This is a genomic window from Acidovorax sp. sif1233, assembly GCF_019218755.1.
In the GTDB taxonomy this organism is placed as follows: Bacteria; Pseudomonadota; Gammaproteobacteria; order Burkholderiales; family Burkholderiaceae_C; genus Acidovorax.
Window position 1 is genome coordinate 884,586 of sequence record NZ_JAHUWZ010000001.1, and the last position, 15,746, is coordinate 900,331.

Genomic DNA, 15,746 nt, shown 5'->3' on the forward strand with positions numbered 1-15,746 from the left:
CGCGGCCCGCCCCTTCCCGCCGTGGCGCCGTCAGGCAGCGCCCATCACCACCGGCCCGCCCTTGGCGATGCCGCGCTGGTACGCCGGGCGTGCCTCCATGCGCTGGCGGTAGGCCTGCAGGCGCGGGCAGTTGCCGGCCGTGCTGGCGCGCGCGAGCGCGGCTTCCACCGCGAAGCTCATCTGGAAGTCGGCCATGGTGAGGTGCTCGCCCGCGAACCAGGTGTGCCGGCCCAGGTGCTCTTCCATGAAGGCCAGCGCGGTGGCCACGTTGGGGTCGATTACCTTGTCCTGCACCTTGCCGCACAGCGCCCGGGCGATGGGCTTCACGAAAAAGGGCATGGGCTGCGTGGGAATGGTCATGAACACCAGCTTCATCACGAGCCAGTTCATGAGCGAGCCCTCGGCGTAGTGCATCCAGAACCGGCACTGGCGGTACTCGGGCGTGCCGGGGGCGGGCTGCAGGTGGGCCAGGTCCCCGCTGGCGCGGGCGCCGTAGGTTTCCACCAGGTATTCGATGATCGCGGCGGATTCGGCGATCACCTCGCCGCCGTCGGTGATCACGGGCGACTTGCCCAGTGGATGGATCTTCTTGAGCTCGGGCGGGGCCAGCCGGGTGGCCTTGTCGCGCTGGTAGATCTTGAGCTCGTAGGGCACGCCCAGTTCTTCCAGGAGCCACAGGACGCGCTGCGAGCGCGAGGTTTCGAGGTGGTGAACGGTGATCATGGGCGGATTAGAACCTGTCCACGGCGGTTCGGGGCCGGGTTGGTGTCGCCTGCACGATGTTCGCGCCCGCAAGCCTGGGGGGCCTTGCCCGCGCCGGCCCTGGCGGGGGCCAGAAAGCAAAAAGCCCTCTGGCGAGGGCTTTTGCGGGGGCCGGCGCAGCCGGCCGTGGCGATCTGGCGATCAGCCGCCCTTCTTGGAGCGCTTGCCGGGGTTCTTCTTGCTGCGGGTGGCAACACCGCGCTCCAGGCTCACGCGCTGGCCGCGGCCAGGGGTGGCGAGGGTGTAGCCGGGCACCGGCGTGGGCCGGGGGGTGCGCTTGCGGTCTGCTTCGGTGACGATCTTGTTGCCCATGGTAGGTCTCTGAGATAGTGGAAAAAAGAGTGATATTAGGCCACAGCCGGGGTGGGGGGGCTTCCCGGCCACCGCCATCCGCCCCTAGGACCCAGGGGTTTGGCGGCCCATGGGGCGCGAAAAAGCACGGTGCGCGGGCGCACCGGCACCCCTTCACGGCGCGATGAAACCCGCCGCCACGCCCGCACCGTGGTCGGTGGAGAGCGCATCGGTGCAATGGCAGGGCAGCACGAAACCCCGTGCGGCGTCTTCCACGGCCTGGGTCCGTATCACCGGGGGCTGTGCCCGCACGCCGCCGAAGATGGTGGCGAACGCCACGTCCGCCGCATCGCGGCCGGTGCCAAAGCGCAGCAACCCCATGGGTATGGCGGTGCCCGAGGGGTCGAAGATGTACCACCGGTCTCCCAGGTAGGCCTCGACGTAGGCATGGAAGTCCGGCGGGCCCAGGGCCGGGTCGGCACCGTAGTCGGTGCCGGTGGTGAAGCGCGCGGGAATGTTCACGGCGCGGCACAGGGCAATCATCAGGTGCGCGAAATCGCGGCACACCCCCACCTGCTCGACCAGGGTATCGACCGCCGAGGTGTTGGAGTTGGACGTGTTCGAGGTGAACGCCACATGCCGCTGGACCCAGTCCCGGATCGCCTGCACGCGGCTGTGGCCTTGCCAGAGCCCGCCAAACTCGTTGAGGGCAAGGCGCAGCAGGCGGTCGGACTGGCAGTACCGGCTGGGGTAGATGTACCCCATGACTTCCTGCGGCAGGCGCCGCACGGGGACCTCCGCCAGCTGGGAGGGGTCGGTGCGGTAGTGGGTGATGTCCACCGTGGCGGAATACGACACTTCCAGGATGCCGGGTTCGCCATGCAGGCGCAGATAGCGGTTGCCGGTGGCCGGGTCGGTATGGATATTGTGGGGAATGTCCTGGTTGATGACGAGCCGTTCGCTGCTGACCGCCTGGCTGGGCGTCTGTGCGGCATGGATGTTGAACACGAAGTCCGCGCCGTACTGGTCGATCTCATAGCTCAGGTCGATCTGCAACTCCATGCGCACCCGGCCGTGGCCCTGGTGGATCGCCGGCGCGCGCGCCACCGGGCTGGCCGCAGCGGGCTGGGTGGAGGGCGGCAGCGAGGGAAGAGTGGCTTCACCGCCCTGCGCCAGGGTGTTTTCACGGCCCGCGCCAGTGGGCAGGGCCAGGGGTGAAGCCGTGCTGCCGCCGCAGCCTCGAAGAAAAGGCTGGGACCGGGCAGGGGCGCGGGACGGGGTGCTTTCCATGGAAATATCCTTCGTGCGCTGCGCGTCGGGGCATCCGACACGGCGGCGTGATCCGAGGATAGGGCGCGGGCCCCGGGGGCGGTGTAGGCGGACGGCCCGCGCTCACGCAGGCATGCGAGGCAGCCCCGCACCGCGCCGCCGCGTCAGTCGATGGCGAACGCTTCGCGCAGGGCGCCGCAGAAGCCCGCATGCCCGCTGAGCGACAGTGTGACCGTGGTCCGGGGAGGGGCCGGGGTGCCGGGCACGGTGGCGATGCGCCCGCTCGCTGCATCGAAGTCCAGCGCCAGCGGCGTGCTCACCTCCTGCACGCCCTGCAGGTCGTATTGCCATTCGCCACCTTCCTCCGAGGGGCCGCAGGCGTCGGGGTACTGCGCGTGGGCCCAGCGCAGCACCTGCGCGATCTCGGCGTGCAGGGCGGGCATCTGCGCGGGCGACACGCTGGCCATGGCATCGAAGGTGCCGGTGCCGTCCGTGTCTTCGCTGTAGTCAAAGTCCAGGTAGTGAAGTGGCATGGGGTGTGGTGTCTCGTGGTTGCGGTCCGGGTTCATGTCCAGGTGCGGGCGAGGGCCTGCGCCGCCTCGCTGAGCCGGGGCACCTGCTGCAGGGCCCGCGCCAGCGGCATGCGCACTGCCGGGGCCTGCAGCGCCACCGCGCTGTGCACGCTGCGCCGCCCCCCCGCCGGCACGGGCACCGCCACGCACACCAGCCCATCCACGAACTCCTCGGCGTCGGTGGCATAGCCCTGGCGCGCGATCTGCTCCAGTTCGGCCTCCAGGGCCTTGCGGTCGGTGAGGGTGGTGGCCGTGTGGCGCGTGAGCGGCAACCCGTCCAGGATGGCGCCGCGCCGCGCCGCCGACAGGTAGGCCAGGAAAAGCTTGCCGCTGGCCGAGCAGTGGATGGGCACGCGGGTGCCCGGCCGCAGCTCCAGGCGCAGCGGAAACGCTGATTCCACGCGGTCCAGGTAGATCACTTCGGCGCCGCTCAGGGCGGTCAGGTTGCAGCTCTCGCCGATGTCGGCCACCAGCTGGCGCAGCACCGCGTGGCGCACGCTTTGCTGCGTGCCCGCGCTCAGCGCGCTTTCGGCCAGCCGCAGCAGGCGGGGCGCCGGAGCGTAGCGGCGCCCGCCCGGTTCGCGCGCGAGCAGCCCGCCGCCCTCCAGCTGGCCCAGCATGCGGTGCACGCTGGGCTTGGGCCAGCCGCAGGCCTCCACCGCATTGGCCAGCGTGAACGGGCGGCCCTGGGCGCACAGGATCTCGAGCAACTCAAAGAGCCGCAGGCTGGGGGATGTTTCTGTCATAAATACCGGAATTCGAGACGAATTCATAAATCATTCCGAGATTATTCCGCACTGTGGCTAAGCTGCAAACCCATATCCCCTTGAACAACACATGTCCATGACAGCCTCATTCCAGAACGCGGTACTGACGGGCGCCTGTGGCGGCCTGGGCCAGGCATTGGCGCGGGAACTGATCGCACGGGGCGCCGCGGTGGCGCTGGTGGGGCTGCACCTGCCCACGCTGCAGGCGCTGGCCGCGCTCGCGCCAGAGCGCTGCGCCGTGTACACGCCCGACGTGGCGGACAGTGCCGCCATGCAGGCCATGGCGGCCGACTGGATGGCGCGCGCGGGCGCGCCCGACCTGGTGATCGCCAACGCCGGCGTGGCCGGCGGCTATGACACCGCGCAGGCGGACGACCTGGCCGTGCTGCGCCGCATGCTGGAGATCAACCTCCTGGGCGCCGCCACCACCTTCCAGCCGTTCGTGACCGCGATGCGCTCGCAGCGGCGCGGGGCCCTGGTGGGCGTGGCCAGCATCGCGGGATGGCGCGGCATGCCGGGCAACGGCGCCTATTGCGCCAGCAAGGGCGGCCTGATCCGCTACCTGGAGAGCCTGCGCGCCGAAATGCGCGGCGGGCCCGTGGCGGTGGTCACGGTGAGCCCGGGCTACCTGCGCACGGCCCTCACGGCGGGCAACCGGTTTGCCATGCCCGGCCTCATGGAGCCCGATGCCGCCGCGCGCGCCATGCTGGCTGGCATCGCGCGGGGCCGCACCCACATCGTTCTGCCCGCGCGCATTGGCTGGCTGGCGCGGCTGCTCAACCTCTTGCCCGGCGCCCTGCACGACCGCCTGCTGCTGGGCCAGCCGCGCAAGCCGCGCAGGGGCGAGGCGGGTGCCACGCCGATACCGGGCCTGGCGCCCCCCACCGACCCCCGCGCCTGACCTGCCCATGGCGGGATGGGCCCCAAAAAAATGCCGACAGAAAGCAAAAAAGACATGACACCGGAGACAACCCCCACCGTGGTGGACACCCGCACACAGATCGCGCTCATCGGCGCCGGCCCCAGCGGACTGGCGGCGGCGCGCAACCTGCAGAAGCTGGGCGTGCCATTCCAGGGCTTCGAGGCCCACACGGACGTGGGGGGGCTGTGGAACATCGAGAACCCGCGCAGCACCGTCTACGAATCCGCGCACCTGATCTCCAGCAAGACCACCACGGAGTTCACCGAATTCCCCATGCGCGCCGGCGTGGCCGACTACCCCAGCCACCGCGAGATGCGGCAGTATTTCTTTGATTTCGCGGAGCACTTCGCGCTGCGCCCGCACTACTGGTTCGGCTGCCGCGTATTGAACGTGGAGCCGGCGGGGGAAGGGGCGGCCCCCTTGTGGCGCATCACCTGGAGCCAGCACGGGGGCCCCGCGCAGACCGCGCAGTTCAAGGGCGTGGTCATTGCCAACGGCACGCTGGCCGAACCCAGCATGCCGCGTTTCGAGGGCCGGTTCGACGGCGAGCTGCTGCACACCAGCGCCTACAAGAGCGCCGAGCTGTTCAAGGGAAAACGCGTGCTGGTGGTGGGCGCGGGCAATTCGGGCTGCGACATCGCCGTGGATGCGGTGCACTACGCGCGCAGTGTGGATCTGTCGGTGCGGCGCGGCTACTACTTCGTGCCCAAGTACGTGTTTGGCAAGCCCTCCGACACGCTCGGTGGCAAGTTCAAGATGCCGCCCTGGCTCAAGCAGAAGGTCGACAGCGTGGTGCTGCAGTGGTTCACGGGCGACCCGGTGCGTTTTGGCCTGCCCAGGCCCGACTACAAGATGTACGAGTCGCACCCCGTGGTGAACTCGCTGGTGCTGCACCACCTGGGCCACGGCGACATCCACGTACGACCCGACATCGCGCGCCTGCAGGGGCACACCGTGTTTTTCAAGGACGGCAGCGCGCAGGACTATGACCTGGTGCTCTGCGCCACGGGCTACAAGCTGCACTACCCCTTCATCGACCACAGCCTGCTCAACTGGCAGGGCATGGCGCCGCAGCTGTACTTGAACATCCTTTCGCCGCGCTTCGACAACTTGGCCGTGATGGGCATGATCGAGGCCAGCGGCATCGGCTGGCAGGGCCGCTACGAGCAGGCCGAACTGGTGGCGCGCTTCTTCAGGGCGCAGGCAGAGGGATCGCCCCGCGCCGATGCGCTGCGCCAGGCCAAGGCCGGCCCGGCCCCCGACCTCTCGGGCGGCTTCAAGTACCTCAAGCTCGAACGCATGGCGTACTACGTGCACAAGGACACCTACCGCAGCGCGGTGCGCGCGGCGTCTGCCGCGCTGGCCTGAATTCCCTCCCCACTATTCCGAAGGGCCCACCATGCTGCCTGTCGACGAAATCCGGCTCAATTTCAATCCCGCATCGCTCGTGGTGCTCAACGTGGTGCTGGGCTTCCTCATGTTCGGCATCGCGCTGGACACGCGCGTGGCCGACTTCAAGCGCGTGCTGCGCATGCCGGGCGCCATGGCGGTGGGCGTGGCCGCGCAGTTCATCGTGCTGCCGGCGGTGACCTTCGTGCTCACGCTGCTGCTTTCGCCCGGCCCCAGCATCGCGCTGGGCATGATCCTCGTGGCCTGCTGCCCGCCAGGCAACGTGAGCAACATCCTCACGCACCGCGCGGGGGGCAACGTGGCGCTGTCGGTGTCGATGACGGCGATCTCCAACGCGCTGGCCATCGTGCTCATGCCGCTGAACTTCGCCTTCTGGGGCGGCATGCACCCCACGGCGGCGCCGCTGCTGCGCAGCATCGCGCTGGACCCGCTGGAGATGGCGGGCCACATCGTGGCCATCATCGGGCTGCCGTTCGTGCTGGGCATCCTGTGTGCCGAGAAGCTGCCCCGCTTCACGCGGCGGGTGCACAAGCCCGTGCGCATCCTGAGCTTCGTCTGCCTGATCGGCTTCATCATCGGTGCGGTGGCGGGCAACTGGCGCTATTTTCTCGACTACGTGGGGCTGGTGCTGCTGGCGGTGGCGCTGCACGATGCGCTGGCCTTCGGCACCGGGTATGCCTGTGCACGGCTGAGCGGCCTGTCCGACTACGACCGGCGCGCCGTGAGCATCGAAGTCGGCATCCGCAATGCCGGGCTGGGCCTGGTGCTGATCTTCAGCTTCTTCGGCGGCCTGGGCGGCATGGCCGTGGTGGCGGGCGTCTGGGGCTTCTGGGACATCATCGCGGGCCTGGCGCTGGCGGGATGGTGGGGACGCCGGCCGCCCGTGGTGCCCCATGCCGTGCGGGAGGGCGGCGCATGATGGCGCGCATTCTCGTGACCGGGGCCGACGGTTTCCTGGGCCGCGGCGTGGTGGCGGCCCTGGCGCGCGAGGGCGCCCCCGTCATCGTCGCCGCCGACGTGCGCGAAGTGCCCGCCGAGCGCCGCCTGCCCGGCGTCACCTACGTGGTGCAGGACGTGCGCGACCCGGCGCTGGCGCAAACGCTGGCCGAGCACTCCATTGACAGCGTGGTGCACCTGGCCTCCATCGTCACGCCCGGCAAGGGCTCCAACCGCGAATTCGAATACTCCGTGGACGTGCTGGGCAGCCAGAACGTGCTCGACGCCTGCGTGGCCACGGGCGTGCGGCACCTGGTCGTCAGCTCCAGCGGCGCGGCCTATGGCTACCACGCCGACAATCCCGACTGGCTGCGCGAAACGGATGCGCTGCGGGGGAACGAAGTCTTTGCCTATGCGCACCATAAGCGCCTGGTGGAGGAGATGCTGGCGCGCTACCGCACACAGCACCCGCAACTCGCGCAGACCGTGCTGCGCATCGGCACCATCCTGGGCGAGCGGGTGGACAACCAGATCACGGCGCTGTTCGAGAAGCGGCGCCTGCTGGCCATCCGGGGCAGCGCCAGTCCGTTCGTGTTCATCTGGGACGAGGATGTCACCGGTGCCATCGTGCACGCGCTGCGCACGCGCCGCGCCGGGTGCTTCAACCTCGCGGGCGATGGCGCGCTGCCGCTGCGCGAGATCGCGGCGCGCCTGGGCAAACCGGTGCTGGACCTGCCGGCGGGCCTGCTGCGCGCCGCGCTGGCGATGGGGTCGGCCCTGGGCGTGAGCCGCTACGGGCCCGAGCAGCTCGACTTTCTGCGCTATCGCCCGGTGCTGCACAACACCGCGCTCAAGGAGGTGCTGGGCTACGTGCCGGCCAAGACCAGCAGCGAGGCCTTCGACGCCTTCGTGGCCGCGCGCGAACGCCAGGGGCGTCCGGTGGCAGTGGGCAGCCGCGTGGTGTCCGCATGAATGCCGCCGCGCTGAGCCGGGGCGACCTGCTGCGCGCCTTGGCGGTGGTGGTCATCTGGGGGCTGAACTTCGTGGTGATGAAGCTGGGCCTGCAGGGGCTTAGCCCCATGCTGCTGGGGGCGCTGCGGTTCTCGGCCGCGTCGCTGCCCTTCCTGCTGTTCGTGCCGCGCCCGGCGCTCCCCTGGCGGTTCGTGCTGGGCTATGGGCTGGCCCAGGGCCTGGGCCAGTTCGGATTCCTGTTCCTGGGGTTGCAGCTGGGGATGACGGCGGGCATGGCGTCGGTCGTCATGCAGACGCAGGCCTTCTTCACGCTGCTGCTGGCCGCCCCGCTGCTGGGCGAGCGCGCCCGGCCCTGGCAGTGGTGGGGCCTCACGCTGGCCTTCGCGGGGCTGATGACCATCGGGCTCGCCCATGGCGAAGGCCCCGGGCAGATGACGCTCGCGGGCTTCGTGCTCACGCTGGCGGCCGCCTTCATGTGGGCGGTGTCCAATCTCGTGGCGCGCCGTGCCGCGACGGCGGGGCCGTACGGGCCGTTCCCGTTCATCGTGTGGAGCAGCACGGTGCCGATCGTGCCTTTCTTCGCGCTGGCGCTGTGGACCGATGGCGCGCAGGGCGTGCTCGCGCAGCTGCGGGCGGTGGACGGCGTGGCGCTGGCGGCCGTGCTGTACCTCGCCCTGCTGGCCACCTTGCTCGCCTACACGTTGTGGACGCAGCTGTTGCAGCGCCACCCCGCCGGGCGGGTCACTCCGTTTTCACTGCTGGTGCCGGTGGTCGGGCTGTGGGCCGCATATGCCTTTCTGGGAGAGCAGCCCGCGCCGCTGCAGTGGGCGGGAGCGGGGGCCGTGCTCTGCGGGCTCGTGGTCAACCAGGCCGGGGGCTGGCTGCGGGCGCGGCGCGCGAGGCCGGCGGCCTCCTAGAATCCCCTCTTTTCTTCTTTTTTCGCAAGGATGCATGGTGGCCGACAGCGTGGTGTTGCAGGTGCAGGGGTTGCGGTTTGCCTACCCGGAGTGCGCGGTGCTGGAGGGCTTCAGCCTCGCATGGCCCGCGGGGCTGGCGCTGGTGCAGGGCGACGAGAGCACGGGCAAGACCACGCTGCTGCGCGTGCTGGCGGGTGAGCTGGCGCCCCAGGCGGGCGATATCACGCTGCGCGGCGTGCGCCGGGGGGCGGTGCCTGCCGCGGCCTGGCGCGCGCAGGTGTTCTGGCAGGACCCGCGCGCCACGGCGCTGGACCCGCTCACGGTGCGCCAGTGGCTGGGCAGCCTGCCTGCGCACTGCGCGCGGTGGGACGCCGCCGCCCTGGCGGCGCATGTGGAGGGGTTCTCGCTGGAACCTCATCTGGACAAGCCTTTTTTTGCCTTGTCCACCGGCAGCCGGCGCAAGGCGCTGATGGCCGCCGCGCTGGCCAGCGGGGCCGCGCTCACGCTCATCGACGAGCCGGTGGCGGGGCTCGACAAGCCTTCGGTCAGCTACCTCGGTCAGGCCCTGGCCGAAGCCGCGCGCCAGCCGGCGCGGCTGGTGGTGGTGGCGCACTACGAGGCGCTGCCGGGCGTGCCCTGGGACAGCGTGGCGACATTGGCCCGGCCTCGCTAGGGCCTGTCAACACTGTTTTCGCCAGTGCCAAGGCCGGGGCCTTGGCTAGGAACGCAACGACGAGTGGCCTGGATGGGATGCAGTGGGCGGCCTCCCCTTCGGGTTGCGATGCCAGCAAAAATAGTGCTGACAGCCCTAAACTGGGCGACCCTGCCTGCCCATTTCTCTTGAAGGACACCCCATGGACGCGCTCCTCTTCGCCCCGGTGGCCGTGGCCATTGCGCTCACGCCCGGCCCCAACAACTTCTGCGGCCTCAACAACGGCATCCGCGCGGGCATCGGCGCGGCGCTGGTGGCCACGCTGGGGCGGGTGGCGGCGTTCGCCATCTTCCTGACCATCTCGGCCGTGGGCCTGGGGGCGATGCTGCTGGCATCCGAGATGGCGTTCACGGTCGTCAAGTGGGTGGGCGCCTGCTACCTCTTCTGGCTGGGCTGGAAGGCATGGCGCAGCCGTGAGTTCAGCGGGCTGGAGGTGGTCGAGGGCGGCGACGTGAAATCCTCCGGCGCCCCGGTGCGGCTGAAGGCGCTCATCACCCAGGAGTTCCTGCTGGGCATCACCAACCCCAAGGCCATCATCCTGTTCGCGGCGATCTTCCCGCAGTTCATCGACCCGAGCCAGCCGGCCGTGCGCCAGTTCGTGGTGCTGGGCGCCGTGTACCTGGCGGCGGAGTTCGTCTCCACGGCCGTGTATGCCGCCGGCGGGCGCCAGATCCGCCGGTTCATCCGCACTTCGCGCGGCGTGGTCCGGCTGAACAAGGCCACGGGCGGTTTCTTCATGGGGGCGGGCGGCCTGCTGCTGGCCACCAATCGCTGACACCCGGGCGCGGGCGCGCCGCTACATCGCCTTGAACAGGTGGGCGTAGAGGCGGCTCACGGGCAGCTTCTCGGGCCGTCCGGCCAGCTCCAGGTGCAGCTTGCCCGCCTCGTCGCGGGTCACGGTGGTGATGCAACTGGCGCGCACCAGCGTGCTGCGGTGGATCTGCCAGAACACCTGGGTGTCGAGCTGGCCGATCAGGTCCTTGAGCGGGGTGCGGATCAGGTACTCGCGGGCCGAGGTCAGCACCCGCACGTACTTGTCGGCCGCCTCGAAATACAGCACGTCGGCCACCGGCACCATGTGGATCTGGCTGCCGCTGCTGGCCTGGATGAGCGTGAGCGGCGTGCCCGTCGCCGGTGCAGCGGGCGCAGCTGCGGCAACGGGGGCCGCCACCCCGGGCGCCACCAGCAGGTTCCGCAGCTGGGTCATGGTTGCTTCAAAATCCATAGCGGCTGGCGCTTTGCTGGCAAGCGCCAGCTGCAGTTTTTGCACCGTTTTTTGCAGCCGCGCGGCCTGCACGGGCTTGAGCAGATAGTCCACCGCCTGCGCTTCGAACGCCTGCACCGCGTACTGGTCGTAGGCGGTCACGAACACCAGCGCCGGGAAGGGGCGGCCCGCGGGGCCTTCCGTTGGCCAGGCGTCGGCCAGTTCCACGGCCGCGTCCAGCCCGCTCTGGCCGGGCATGCGGATGTCGAAGAACAGCACGTCCGGCTGCAGCGCCAGGGCCTGGCGCACGGCGGACAGACCGTCGCCCACGGTGGCCACGACCTGCAGCCCGGGCCAGGCCCGGGCCAGCTCTTGCTGCAGCGCGGCGGCGAGCAGGGGTTCGTCTTCAGCAATCAGGGCGCGCACGGCAGGCTGGGTCATGGGGTGGTGGTCGACGGGCTCGATTTCAAGGGAAAAGTGACCGTAGCGCTTGTCCCGCCAGCGCTACCAGCTATCAATTTCAGAGTGCCCGCCGTTCCGTGCAGTGTGGCCAGCCGCTCACGGGCCTGGGCCAGGCCAAAGCTCTGCCCCGGCCCCGGGGTGGGCAGGGTGTCGGGCAGGCCGGCGCCGGTGTCGGTCACCTCCAGCACCAATAGCGGCCCGCTGTCACTCTGCCGCGTGCTGGCACGCACGGTGATGTGCCCGCCCTCGACCTGCGGCTCCAAGCCGTGGCGGATGGCGTTTTCCACCAGGGGCTGCAGCAGCAGCGGCGGCACGGGCACATCGCGCAGCGCGTCTGGCAGGTCCAGCGTGTAGGCCAGGCGCGGGCCCATGCGCACCGCCATCAGCTCCAGGTAGTCACGCAGGCGCTCGAACTCGTTCTCCAGCCGGTGTTGGGTGCTGCGCGAGGCGCTGAGCGTGGCGCGCAGGTAGCCGATCATGCGGTCCAGCATCTCCTGCGCGCGGGCCGGGTCGGTGCCGATCAGCATGCGCAGGTTGGCCAGGGTGTTGAACAGCATGTGGGGTTCGAGCTGCGTTTCCAGCAGCTTGAGCTGCGCTTCGCTCGCCTGGCTGCGCACCTCGTTGACCTTGGCCAGCAGCCAGGCGCTCTTGCTCTTGGTGTAGAAGTAGTAGGTGCCCAGGAACCCCGCCACCACGGTGATGCCGATGGAGATGCGCAGCTGCGCACGGCCACCCTGGTCCCACGACGAGCTGCCGCACCACCAGTCGCCCAGCAGCGTGCCGCCCAGGTAGCCCAGCACGATGCTGGCAAACGGCAGCAGGAACCCGGACAGGCCCGTGGGCCAGCCCGTCTCCTTGCTGGACGGAAACAGGTGCCGGCCGAAGTCGATCAGCGCCCAGGTCAGCGAGCCGATGGCCAGCGAGTAGCGGGCCGGGATGTCGTAGGCCTTCTCGGGCTGGAAGGCGTACTGCAGGGCCGCGATGGCCAGGCAGAAGGCCAGCACCTGCAGCAGGTGCTGTAGCTTCTCGATCCAGTCGATTTTCATGGCGGCGCGGGCGTGGTGGTCGAAGGCGCAGGCCGTGGGGCCTAGCGCTGGTTGCGCTCTTGCTGGTCGCGCAAAAGCCGCTCGCGCTCCTTTTGCACCATGCGCTCGCGCAAGCCGCTGCCGGTGCCCAGCACGAACACCGAGATGCCGTGCAGCGCCAGCCCCAGGCCCCAGCCCAGCAGCGGGAACACCGACCACGGCCGGTTGCCGAAGCCGTAGCGCGACAGGCTGAACAGCACCAGGTTGACCACGACGAAGGCGGCGGCGTGCACATACCAGCCCAGCTTGGCGCCAGCGCGCCGGCGGGCCAGTTGTTCGATGTCGTCGGGGGTCATGGGTTGGGGCATGGTGAGGGGTCGATTCTAGGCGGGCGCCGCGCAGGCTCAGCCCTGGCAGGCGTGGGCGATGGTGCGCACGGCCAGCGCGTTCAGCGTGAGGCCGATGTGGTTCACGCCGGGCACCAGTGTCACGGACACGGACTTGCCTGCCTGGGCGAAGAGCCCGGCATAGCGCTCGGCGTGGAACAGCTCGTCCTCCTGGCCGGCCACGATGCAGATGTGGCCACGGGCGTTGCGGATGTCGCTCAGGTAGTCGCCGCGCGGGCGAAAGTTGCTGGCCACCGTGTAGGAATAGTGCGGCGTGAGCCCGGCGCGCGAGGCTTCGTCCAGTGCGAAACCCAGCACGGGCAGGTGGTTCCACCAGGCGATGCCCAACTGGTTGAGCAGTGTCAGCGCCATGAGCCGGGGGACGCCCACCGCGGCCCAGCCGCCAGTGTCCGGCCGCGCGGTGGGCGCATTCTGGTGCAGGAAGGGGGCGAGCAGCACGTAGCGGTCGAAAAGCCCCTGCAGGGGGCCGCCCGCAATGCGCAGGGCGAAGCCGCCCCCGGCGGAAAATCCCATGAGCGTCTGGGGGCCGGCGTGGGGCACGGCTCGCAGGAAATCCTCTAGGTCATCGTCCATCTGGCCCACATAGGCAGCCTGCCCGCGCGGGCCGGATTCGCCGTGCCCCCGCATGTCCAGCGCTGCCACCGCATAGCCGGATGCGGCCAGCGCCTGGGCCAGCACATGGGTGGACCGAGCCCGCGAGGAAGACCCATGGATCAGCACCACGCGCCGCAGGGGCTCCGCGCCGGCTGCCGCCACGGGGGCGTAGCCGTACCAGGCCAGCGCCGTGCCGTCGCGTGCCGTGTAGCGTTGCACGGGCGGCAGCTGGCTGAAGTCCACGCCCGCAAAAGGCGTGTTCACGCTGTCCAGCGCGGCGATGTCCCGGGGCCCGCCCCAGGCAATGGCGGCCGCGAGCGCGGCGAAGCCGGCAAGGAGAAGGATGGCAGGGATGAGCATGGCGTAAAGGTGGCGGGGACTGATGGGCCAGAAGGACTGCGGCAAGGGGGATGCGGACACGGGCTTCATGGCGAAACGGGTGTGCCGCGTCATGCGGTCACGGAGCGCCACGGCGCGGCAGCGGCAGCAGGTGCTGCTCGAAGTAGCGCACGATCCGCAGATCGACAGCGCGCATCTGGCTGCGGTCGAAGCCCGGCGGGTCGCCCAGCAGCCGCGCCGCCAGCGCGGACATCCGGTCCCGGGGCGGCGGTGGGGAGAGCAGCGCGCCGTGGCCGGCGTCGGGCAGGGCGGCCAGCACGGTGCAGCGGTCGGCGCAGGCCTGGAGCACACGGTCGCTGTGAAAGCGGGGCACCAGCCACAGGTCGTGCCCGGAGGTGATCAGCGCCAGGGGCACGCGCGGCCTGGCCAGTGACTCCATGTCGAAATCCGCCGCGGCCGGTACCCCCGCCACCACGGCCGCGATGCGCGGTTCGCCATGGGCCTGCCAGGCGGCGTCGTCAAAACGCTGGCGGATGACGCCCAGCGCCACGGCCTTCTTCACGCCGTCAAGGAGGTTGCCCTTGAGTTCGGTGGCAAGCCCCACGCAGGTCGCGAAGTCGTCCGCGATGTGGGCTTCGCAGTGCTGCCGGAACAAGGCGGGCGACCAGCGTCCGCCAGCCAGGCTGAGGGCGGTGTGGCCGCCGGCGGACATGCCGTACATGCCCACCCGGTCCAGCGACAGCAGGGGCGCCAGGGCCGCGTCCTTGGCGATGGCGTCGATGGCGCGCGAGACCTCGGCCGGGCGCCGCTTCCAGCTTTCGGGGCCGGGGGTCGACGGGTCTTTCGCGTTGTCGCCGGCGTGCTCGGGCAGGGCCACCACGAAGCCCGCGCCCACCAGGGCGCGCGCCAGGTCCGAGTGCACCCACGGGTTGCCGCCGGAGCCGTGCGACACCACGACCAGCCGGCCGTTGCCCGCCACCGGAGCGCCTTGCCAGGCCGCCTGGAGGCTGAAGGGGCCGCGCTGCAGTGCCTCGTCGGGTGCGCTGCTGGGGTAGTACACGGTGACGGGGCCGTCGCCCTGCATGCCCGGAATCTCCATGAGGCCCGTACCCGCCTGCGCCAGGCTGGCGCACACGGCGAGCAGGCCCGCCAGGATCAGGGAAACGTGGTGGTGGATGTGCAGCTGTTTCATGGAGCCTCGCTCAGGATGGGTTGTGGTTCTGGGCAATGCGGTCGCGCTCGGCCTGCACCATGCGCTCGTGCAGGCCGGACCCACCAGCCAGCAGAAACACCACGATGCCGTGCACGGCCAGGCCGATGCCCCAGCCCAGCGCGGGGTAGACGGCCCAGTGGCGGCCGCTGCTGGCGGACAGCGTGACGAGCAGCAGGTTGACCAGAAGATAGACGCTGGCGTGCATGTACCAGCCCAGCTTGGCGCCGGCGCGTTTGCGGGCCAGTCGTTCGATGGGGTCGTTGAAGGTCGGTTCTTGGCGCATGGCGGGTTCTCCTAAACAGTCAGGCAAGGCAGGGAAGGGAAGGGCAGGCAACGGCCATGGCCGGGGTTCAGGTGCCCACCGGCGAGGCGCCGAAGACCGCGCTGTGCTGCGCCAGGCGCCACAGACGCAGTGCCCGGGCGGCGAACAGGCCGTTGAACACGCCGTAGAGGGCGGAGATCTGCAGGGCGAACGCGCCGTCCCGGGCCAGGGAGGGCTGCAGGGCCAGCTCGGCGCCCACGAAGTACTTGGTCAGGAAGATGCCGATGATCAGCGCCAGCGGCATCGCGCTGCCCGGAACGTGGAAGCTGCGCGAGGAGGCCGCGTAGAGCGTGCCGGCCGGCGCGGTGGGCTGGAACCACAGGGCCAGCGCGCCGATCAGCACCGCGGCCACGAGCCAGGCGCCGACCGCCTGCGCCGCCGTCTGGCCCGCGCCGCCAAACGCCGACACGACGCCCGCCACGGAGAAGATGGCCATGCCCACGGGCATGAGCAGGGTCCGGCGCAGGCTGGCGGTGCGGTCGCACAGCTGGCTGGCCCCCAGCCCCACGAGGGCGGCCAGCAGGCCCCAGACCCAGTAGGGAGTGTGCGTGACGATCTGGATCAGTGCCTGGGGCTGGTGAACAATCACATTGAGCAGCATGGTGTGGTTCCTTGGTGTGGAGGGGATGTGGGGGAGGGAAAGGGGCGGG

At 70.2% G+C, this 15,746-nt stretch carries 19 protein-coding genes; 7 read left to right on the top strand and 12 right to left on the bottom strand.

Going from position 1 to position 15,746, the window contains the following annotated elements; genetic code table 11:
• Positions 1 to 30 precede the first annotated feature (30 nt).
• The 5 genes from KW843_RS04025 to KW843_RS04045 form a co-directional block, all read right to left on the bottom strand.
• Entirely contained in the window at positions 31 to 723 is a 693-nt protein-coding gene (locus tag KW843_RS04025) for a glutathione S-transferase family protein (protein ID WP_218293806.1), read from the bottom strand.
• 180 nt (positions 724 to 903) lie between these two features.
• Positions 904 to 1,074 carry a hypothetical protein gene (locus KW843_RS04030; protein ID WP_162995995.1) on the bottom strand — a complete coding sequence of 57 codons (171 nt, stop codon included), beginning with the start codon at positions 1,072 to 1,074 and terminating at the stop codon, positions 904 to 906.
• Between the two features lie 153 nt (positions 1,075 to 1,227).
• The gene (locus KW843_RS04035; RefSeq protein WP_218294433.1) at positions 1,228 to 2,115 is read right to left on the bottom strand and encodes a transglutaminase family protein; all 888 of its coding nucleotides are present in this window, start codon (positions 2,113 to 2,115) and stop codon (positions 1,228 to 1,230) included.
• Between the two features lie 371 nt (positions 2,116 to 2,486).
• Positions 2,487 to 2,855 carry a hypothetical protein gene (locus tag KW843_RS04040; protein WP_218293807.1) on the bottom strand — a complete coding sequence of 123 codons (369 nt, stop codon included), beginning with the start codon at positions 2,853 to 2,855 and terminating at the stop codon, positions 2,487 to 2,489.
• Between the two features lie 32 nt (positions 2,856 to 2,887).
• A complete protein-coding gene (locus tag KW843_RS04045; protein ID WP_218293808.1) occupies positions 2,888 to 3,640 on the bottom strand; it encodes an IclR family transcriptional regulator in 753 nt (250 codons plus the stop codon).
• A 97-nt stretch (positions 3,641 to 3,737) separates the two neighbouring features.
• Between KW843_RS04045 and KW843_RS04050 the strand changes: the two genes are divergently transcribed.
• The 7 genes from KW843_RS04050 to KW843_RS04080 all read left to right on the top strand — a co-directional run bounded on the left by KW843_RS04050 (position 3,738) and on the right by KW843_RS04080 (position 10,305).
• Positions 3,738 to 4,562, top strand: a complete 825-nt coding sequence (locus tag KW843_RS04050; RefSeq protein WP_218293809.1) for an SDR family oxidoreductase — start codon at positions 3,738 to 3,740, stop codon at positions 4,560 to 4,562.
• Between the two features lie 54 nt (positions 4,563 to 4,616).
• On the top strand, positions 4,617 to 5,951 hold the full coding sequence (locus KW843_RS04055; protein ID WP_218293810.1) for an NAD(P)/FAD-dependent oxidoreductase: 1,335 nt from the start codon (positions 4,617 to 4,619) through the stop codon (positions 5,949 to 5,951).
• A 31-nt stretch (positions 5,952 to 5,982) separates the two neighbouring features.
• Positions 5,983 to 6,912, top strand: a complete 930-nt coding sequence (locus KW843_RS04060; protein WP_218293811.1) for a bile acid:sodium symporter family protein — start codon at positions 5,983 to 5,985, stop codon at positions 6,910 to 6,912.
• A complete protein-coding gene (locus tag KW843_RS04065; protein WP_218293812.1) occupies positions 6,909 to 7,901 on the top strand; it encodes an SDR family oxidoreductase in 993 nt (330 codons plus the stop codon). The genes KW843_RS04060 and KW843_RS04065 overlap by 4 nt, the downstream gene beginning before the upstream one ends.
• A complete protein-coding gene (locus KW843_RS04070) occupies positions 7,898 to 8,818 on the top strand; it encodes an EamA family transporter (RefSeq protein WP_218293813.1) in 921 nt (306 codons plus the stop codon). The genes KW843_RS04065 and KW843_RS04070 overlap by 4 nt, the downstream gene beginning before the upstream one ends.
• 34 nt (positions 8,819 to 8,852) lie before the next feature.
• On the top strand, positions 8,853 to 9,491 hold the full coding sequence (locus KW843_RS04075) for an ATP-binding cassette domain-containing protein (protein WP_255594526.1): 639 nt from the start codon (positions 8,853 to 8,855) through the stop codon (positions 9,489 to 9,491).
• Between the two features lie 181 nt (positions 9,492 to 9,672).
• Positions 9,673 to 10,305: a LysE family translocator gene (locus tag KW843_RS04080; RefSeq protein ID WP_218293814.1), complete on the top strand. Its 633-nt coding sequence runs from the start codon at positions 9,673 to 9,675 to the stop codon at positions 10,303 to 10,305.
• Positions 10,306 to 10,326: 21 nt separating this feature from the next.
• On the opposite strand, the gene KW843_RS04085 is transcribed toward KW843_RS04080, so the two are convergent.
• From KW843_RS04085 to KW843_RS04115, 7 genes are all read right to left on the bottom strand, one after another.
• The gene (locus tag KW843_RS04085; protein WP_218293815.1) at positions 10,327 to 11,175 is read right to left on the bottom strand and encodes a LytTR family DNA-binding domain-containing protein; all 849 of its coding nucleotides are present in this window, start codon (positions 11,173 to 11,175) and stop codon (positions 10,327 to 10,329) included.
• Positions 11,172 to 12,242 carry a sensor histidine kinase gene (locus KW843_RS04090; protein ID WP_218293816.1) on the bottom strand — a complete coding sequence of 357 codons (1,071 nt, stop codon included), beginning with the start codon at positions 12,240 to 12,242 and terminating at the stop codon, positions 11,172 to 11,174. Before KW843_RS04090 ends, KW843_RS04085 begins: the two co-directional genes overlap by 4 nt.
• Positions 12,243 to 12,283: 41 nt before the next feature.
• The gene (locus KW843_RS04095; RefSeq protein ID WP_218293817.1) at positions 12,284 to 12,589 is read right to left on the bottom strand and encodes a 2TM domain-containing protein; all 306 of its coding nucleotides are present in this window, start codon (positions 12,587 to 12,589) and stop codon (positions 12,284 to 12,286) included.
• A 36-nt stretch (positions 12,590 to 12,625) separates the two neighbouring features.
• Positions 12,626 to 13,651 (bottom strand): alpha/beta hydrolase, encoded by a 1,026-nt coding sequence (locus KW843_RS04100; protein ID WP_255594527.1) that lies wholly within the window; start codon positions 13,649 to 13,651, stop codon positions 12,626 to 12,628.
• A 28-nt stretch (positions 13,652 to 13,679) separates the two neighbouring features.
• On the bottom strand, positions 13,680 to 14,753 hold the full coding sequence (locus KW843_RS04105) for a dienelactone hydrolase (RefSeq protein ID WP_218293818.1): 1,074 nt from the start codon (positions 14,751 to 14,753) through the stop codon (positions 13,680 to 13,682).
• A 10-nt stretch (positions 14,754 to 14,763) separates the two neighbouring features.
• Positions 14,764 to 15,057: a 2TM domain-containing protein gene (locus KW843_RS04110; RefSeq protein ID WP_218293819.1), complete on the bottom strand. Its 294-nt coding sequence runs from the start codon at positions 15,055 to 15,057 to the stop codon at positions 14,764 to 14,766.
• A 67-nt stretch (positions 15,058 to 15,124) separates the two neighbouring features.
• Positions 15,125 to 15,697, bottom strand: a complete 573-nt coding sequence (locus KW843_RS04115; RefSeq protein ID WP_218293820.1) for a DUF6622 family protein — start codon at positions 15,695 to 15,697, stop codon at positions 15,125 to 15,127.
• Positions 15,698 to 15,746 lie beyond the last annotated feature (49 nt).

Coding starts and splice junctions, on each gene's coding strand:
- KW843_RS04025 (WP_218293806.1), bottom strand. CDS start 723: ATGATCACCGTTCACCACCTCGAAACCTCGCGCTCGCAGCGCGTCCTG.
- KW843_RS04030 (WP_162995995.1), bottom strand. CDS start 1,074: ATGGGCAACAAGATCGTCACCGAAGCAGACCGCAAGCGCACCCCCCGG.
- KW843_RS04035 (WP_218294433.1), bottom strand. CDS start 2,115: ATGGAGTTGCAGATCGACCTGAGCTATGAGATCGACCAGTACGGCGCG.
- KW843_RS04040 (WP_218293807.1), bottom strand. CDS start 2,855: ATGCCACTTCACTACCTGGACTTTGACTACAGCGAAGACACGGACGGC.
- KW843_RS04045 (WP_218293808.1), bottom strand. CDS start 3,640: ATGACAGAAACATCCCCCAGCCTGCGGCTCTTTGAGTTGCTCGAGATC.
- KW843_RS04050 (WP_218293809.1), top strand. CDS start 3,738: ATGACAGCCTCATTCCAGAACGCGGTACTGACGGGCGCCTGTGGCGGC.
- KW843_RS04055 (WP_218293810.1), top strand. CDS start 4,617: ATGACACCGGAGACAACCCCCACCGTGGTGGACACCCGCACACAGATC.
- KW843_RS04060 (WP_218293811.1), top strand. CDS start 5,983: ATGCTGCCTGTCGACGAAATCCGGCTCAATTTCAATCCCGCATCGCTC.
- KW843_RS04065 (WP_218293812.1), top strand. CDS start 6,909: ATGATGGCGCGCATTCTCGTGACCGGGGCCGACGGTTTCCTGGGCCGC.
- KW843_RS04070 (WP_218293813.1), top strand. CDS start 7,898: ATGAATGCCGCCGCGCTGAGCCGGGGCGACCTGCTGCGCGCCTTGGCG.
- KW843_RS04075 (WP_255594526.1), top strand. CDS start 8,853: ATGGTGGCCGACAGCGTGGTGTTGCAGGTGCAGGGGTTGCGGTTTGCC.
- KW843_RS04080 (WP_218293814.1), top strand. CDS start 9,673: ATGGACGCGCTCCTCTTCGCCCCGGTGGCCGTGGCCATTGCGCTCACG.
- KW843_RS04085 (WP_218293815.1), bottom strand. CDS start 11,175: ATGACCCAGCCTGCCGTGCGCGCCCTGATTGCTGAAGACGAACCCCTG.
- KW843_RS04090 (WP_218293816.1), bottom strand. CDS start 12,242: ATGAAAATCGACTGGATCGAGAAGCTACAGCACCTGCTGCAGGTGCTG.
- KW843_RS04095 (WP_218293817.1), bottom strand. CDS start 12,589: ATGCCCCAACCCATGACCCCCGACGACATCGAACAACTGGCCCGCCGG.
- KW843_RS04100 (WP_255594527.1), bottom strand. CDS start 13,651: ATGAAGCCCGTGTCCGCATCCCCCTTGCCGCAGTCCTTCTGGCCCATC.
- KW843_RS04105 (WP_218293818.1), bottom strand. CDS start 14,753: ATGAAACAGCTGCACATCCACCACCACGTTTCCCTGATCCTGGCGGGC.
- KW843_RS04110 (WP_218293819.1), bottom strand. CDS start 15,057: ATGCGCCAAGAACCGACCTTCAACGACCCCATCGAACGACTGGCCCGC.
- KW843_RS04115 (WP_218293820.1), bottom strand. CDS start 15,697: ATGCTGCTCAATGTGATTGTTCACCAGCCCCAGGCACTGATCCAGATC.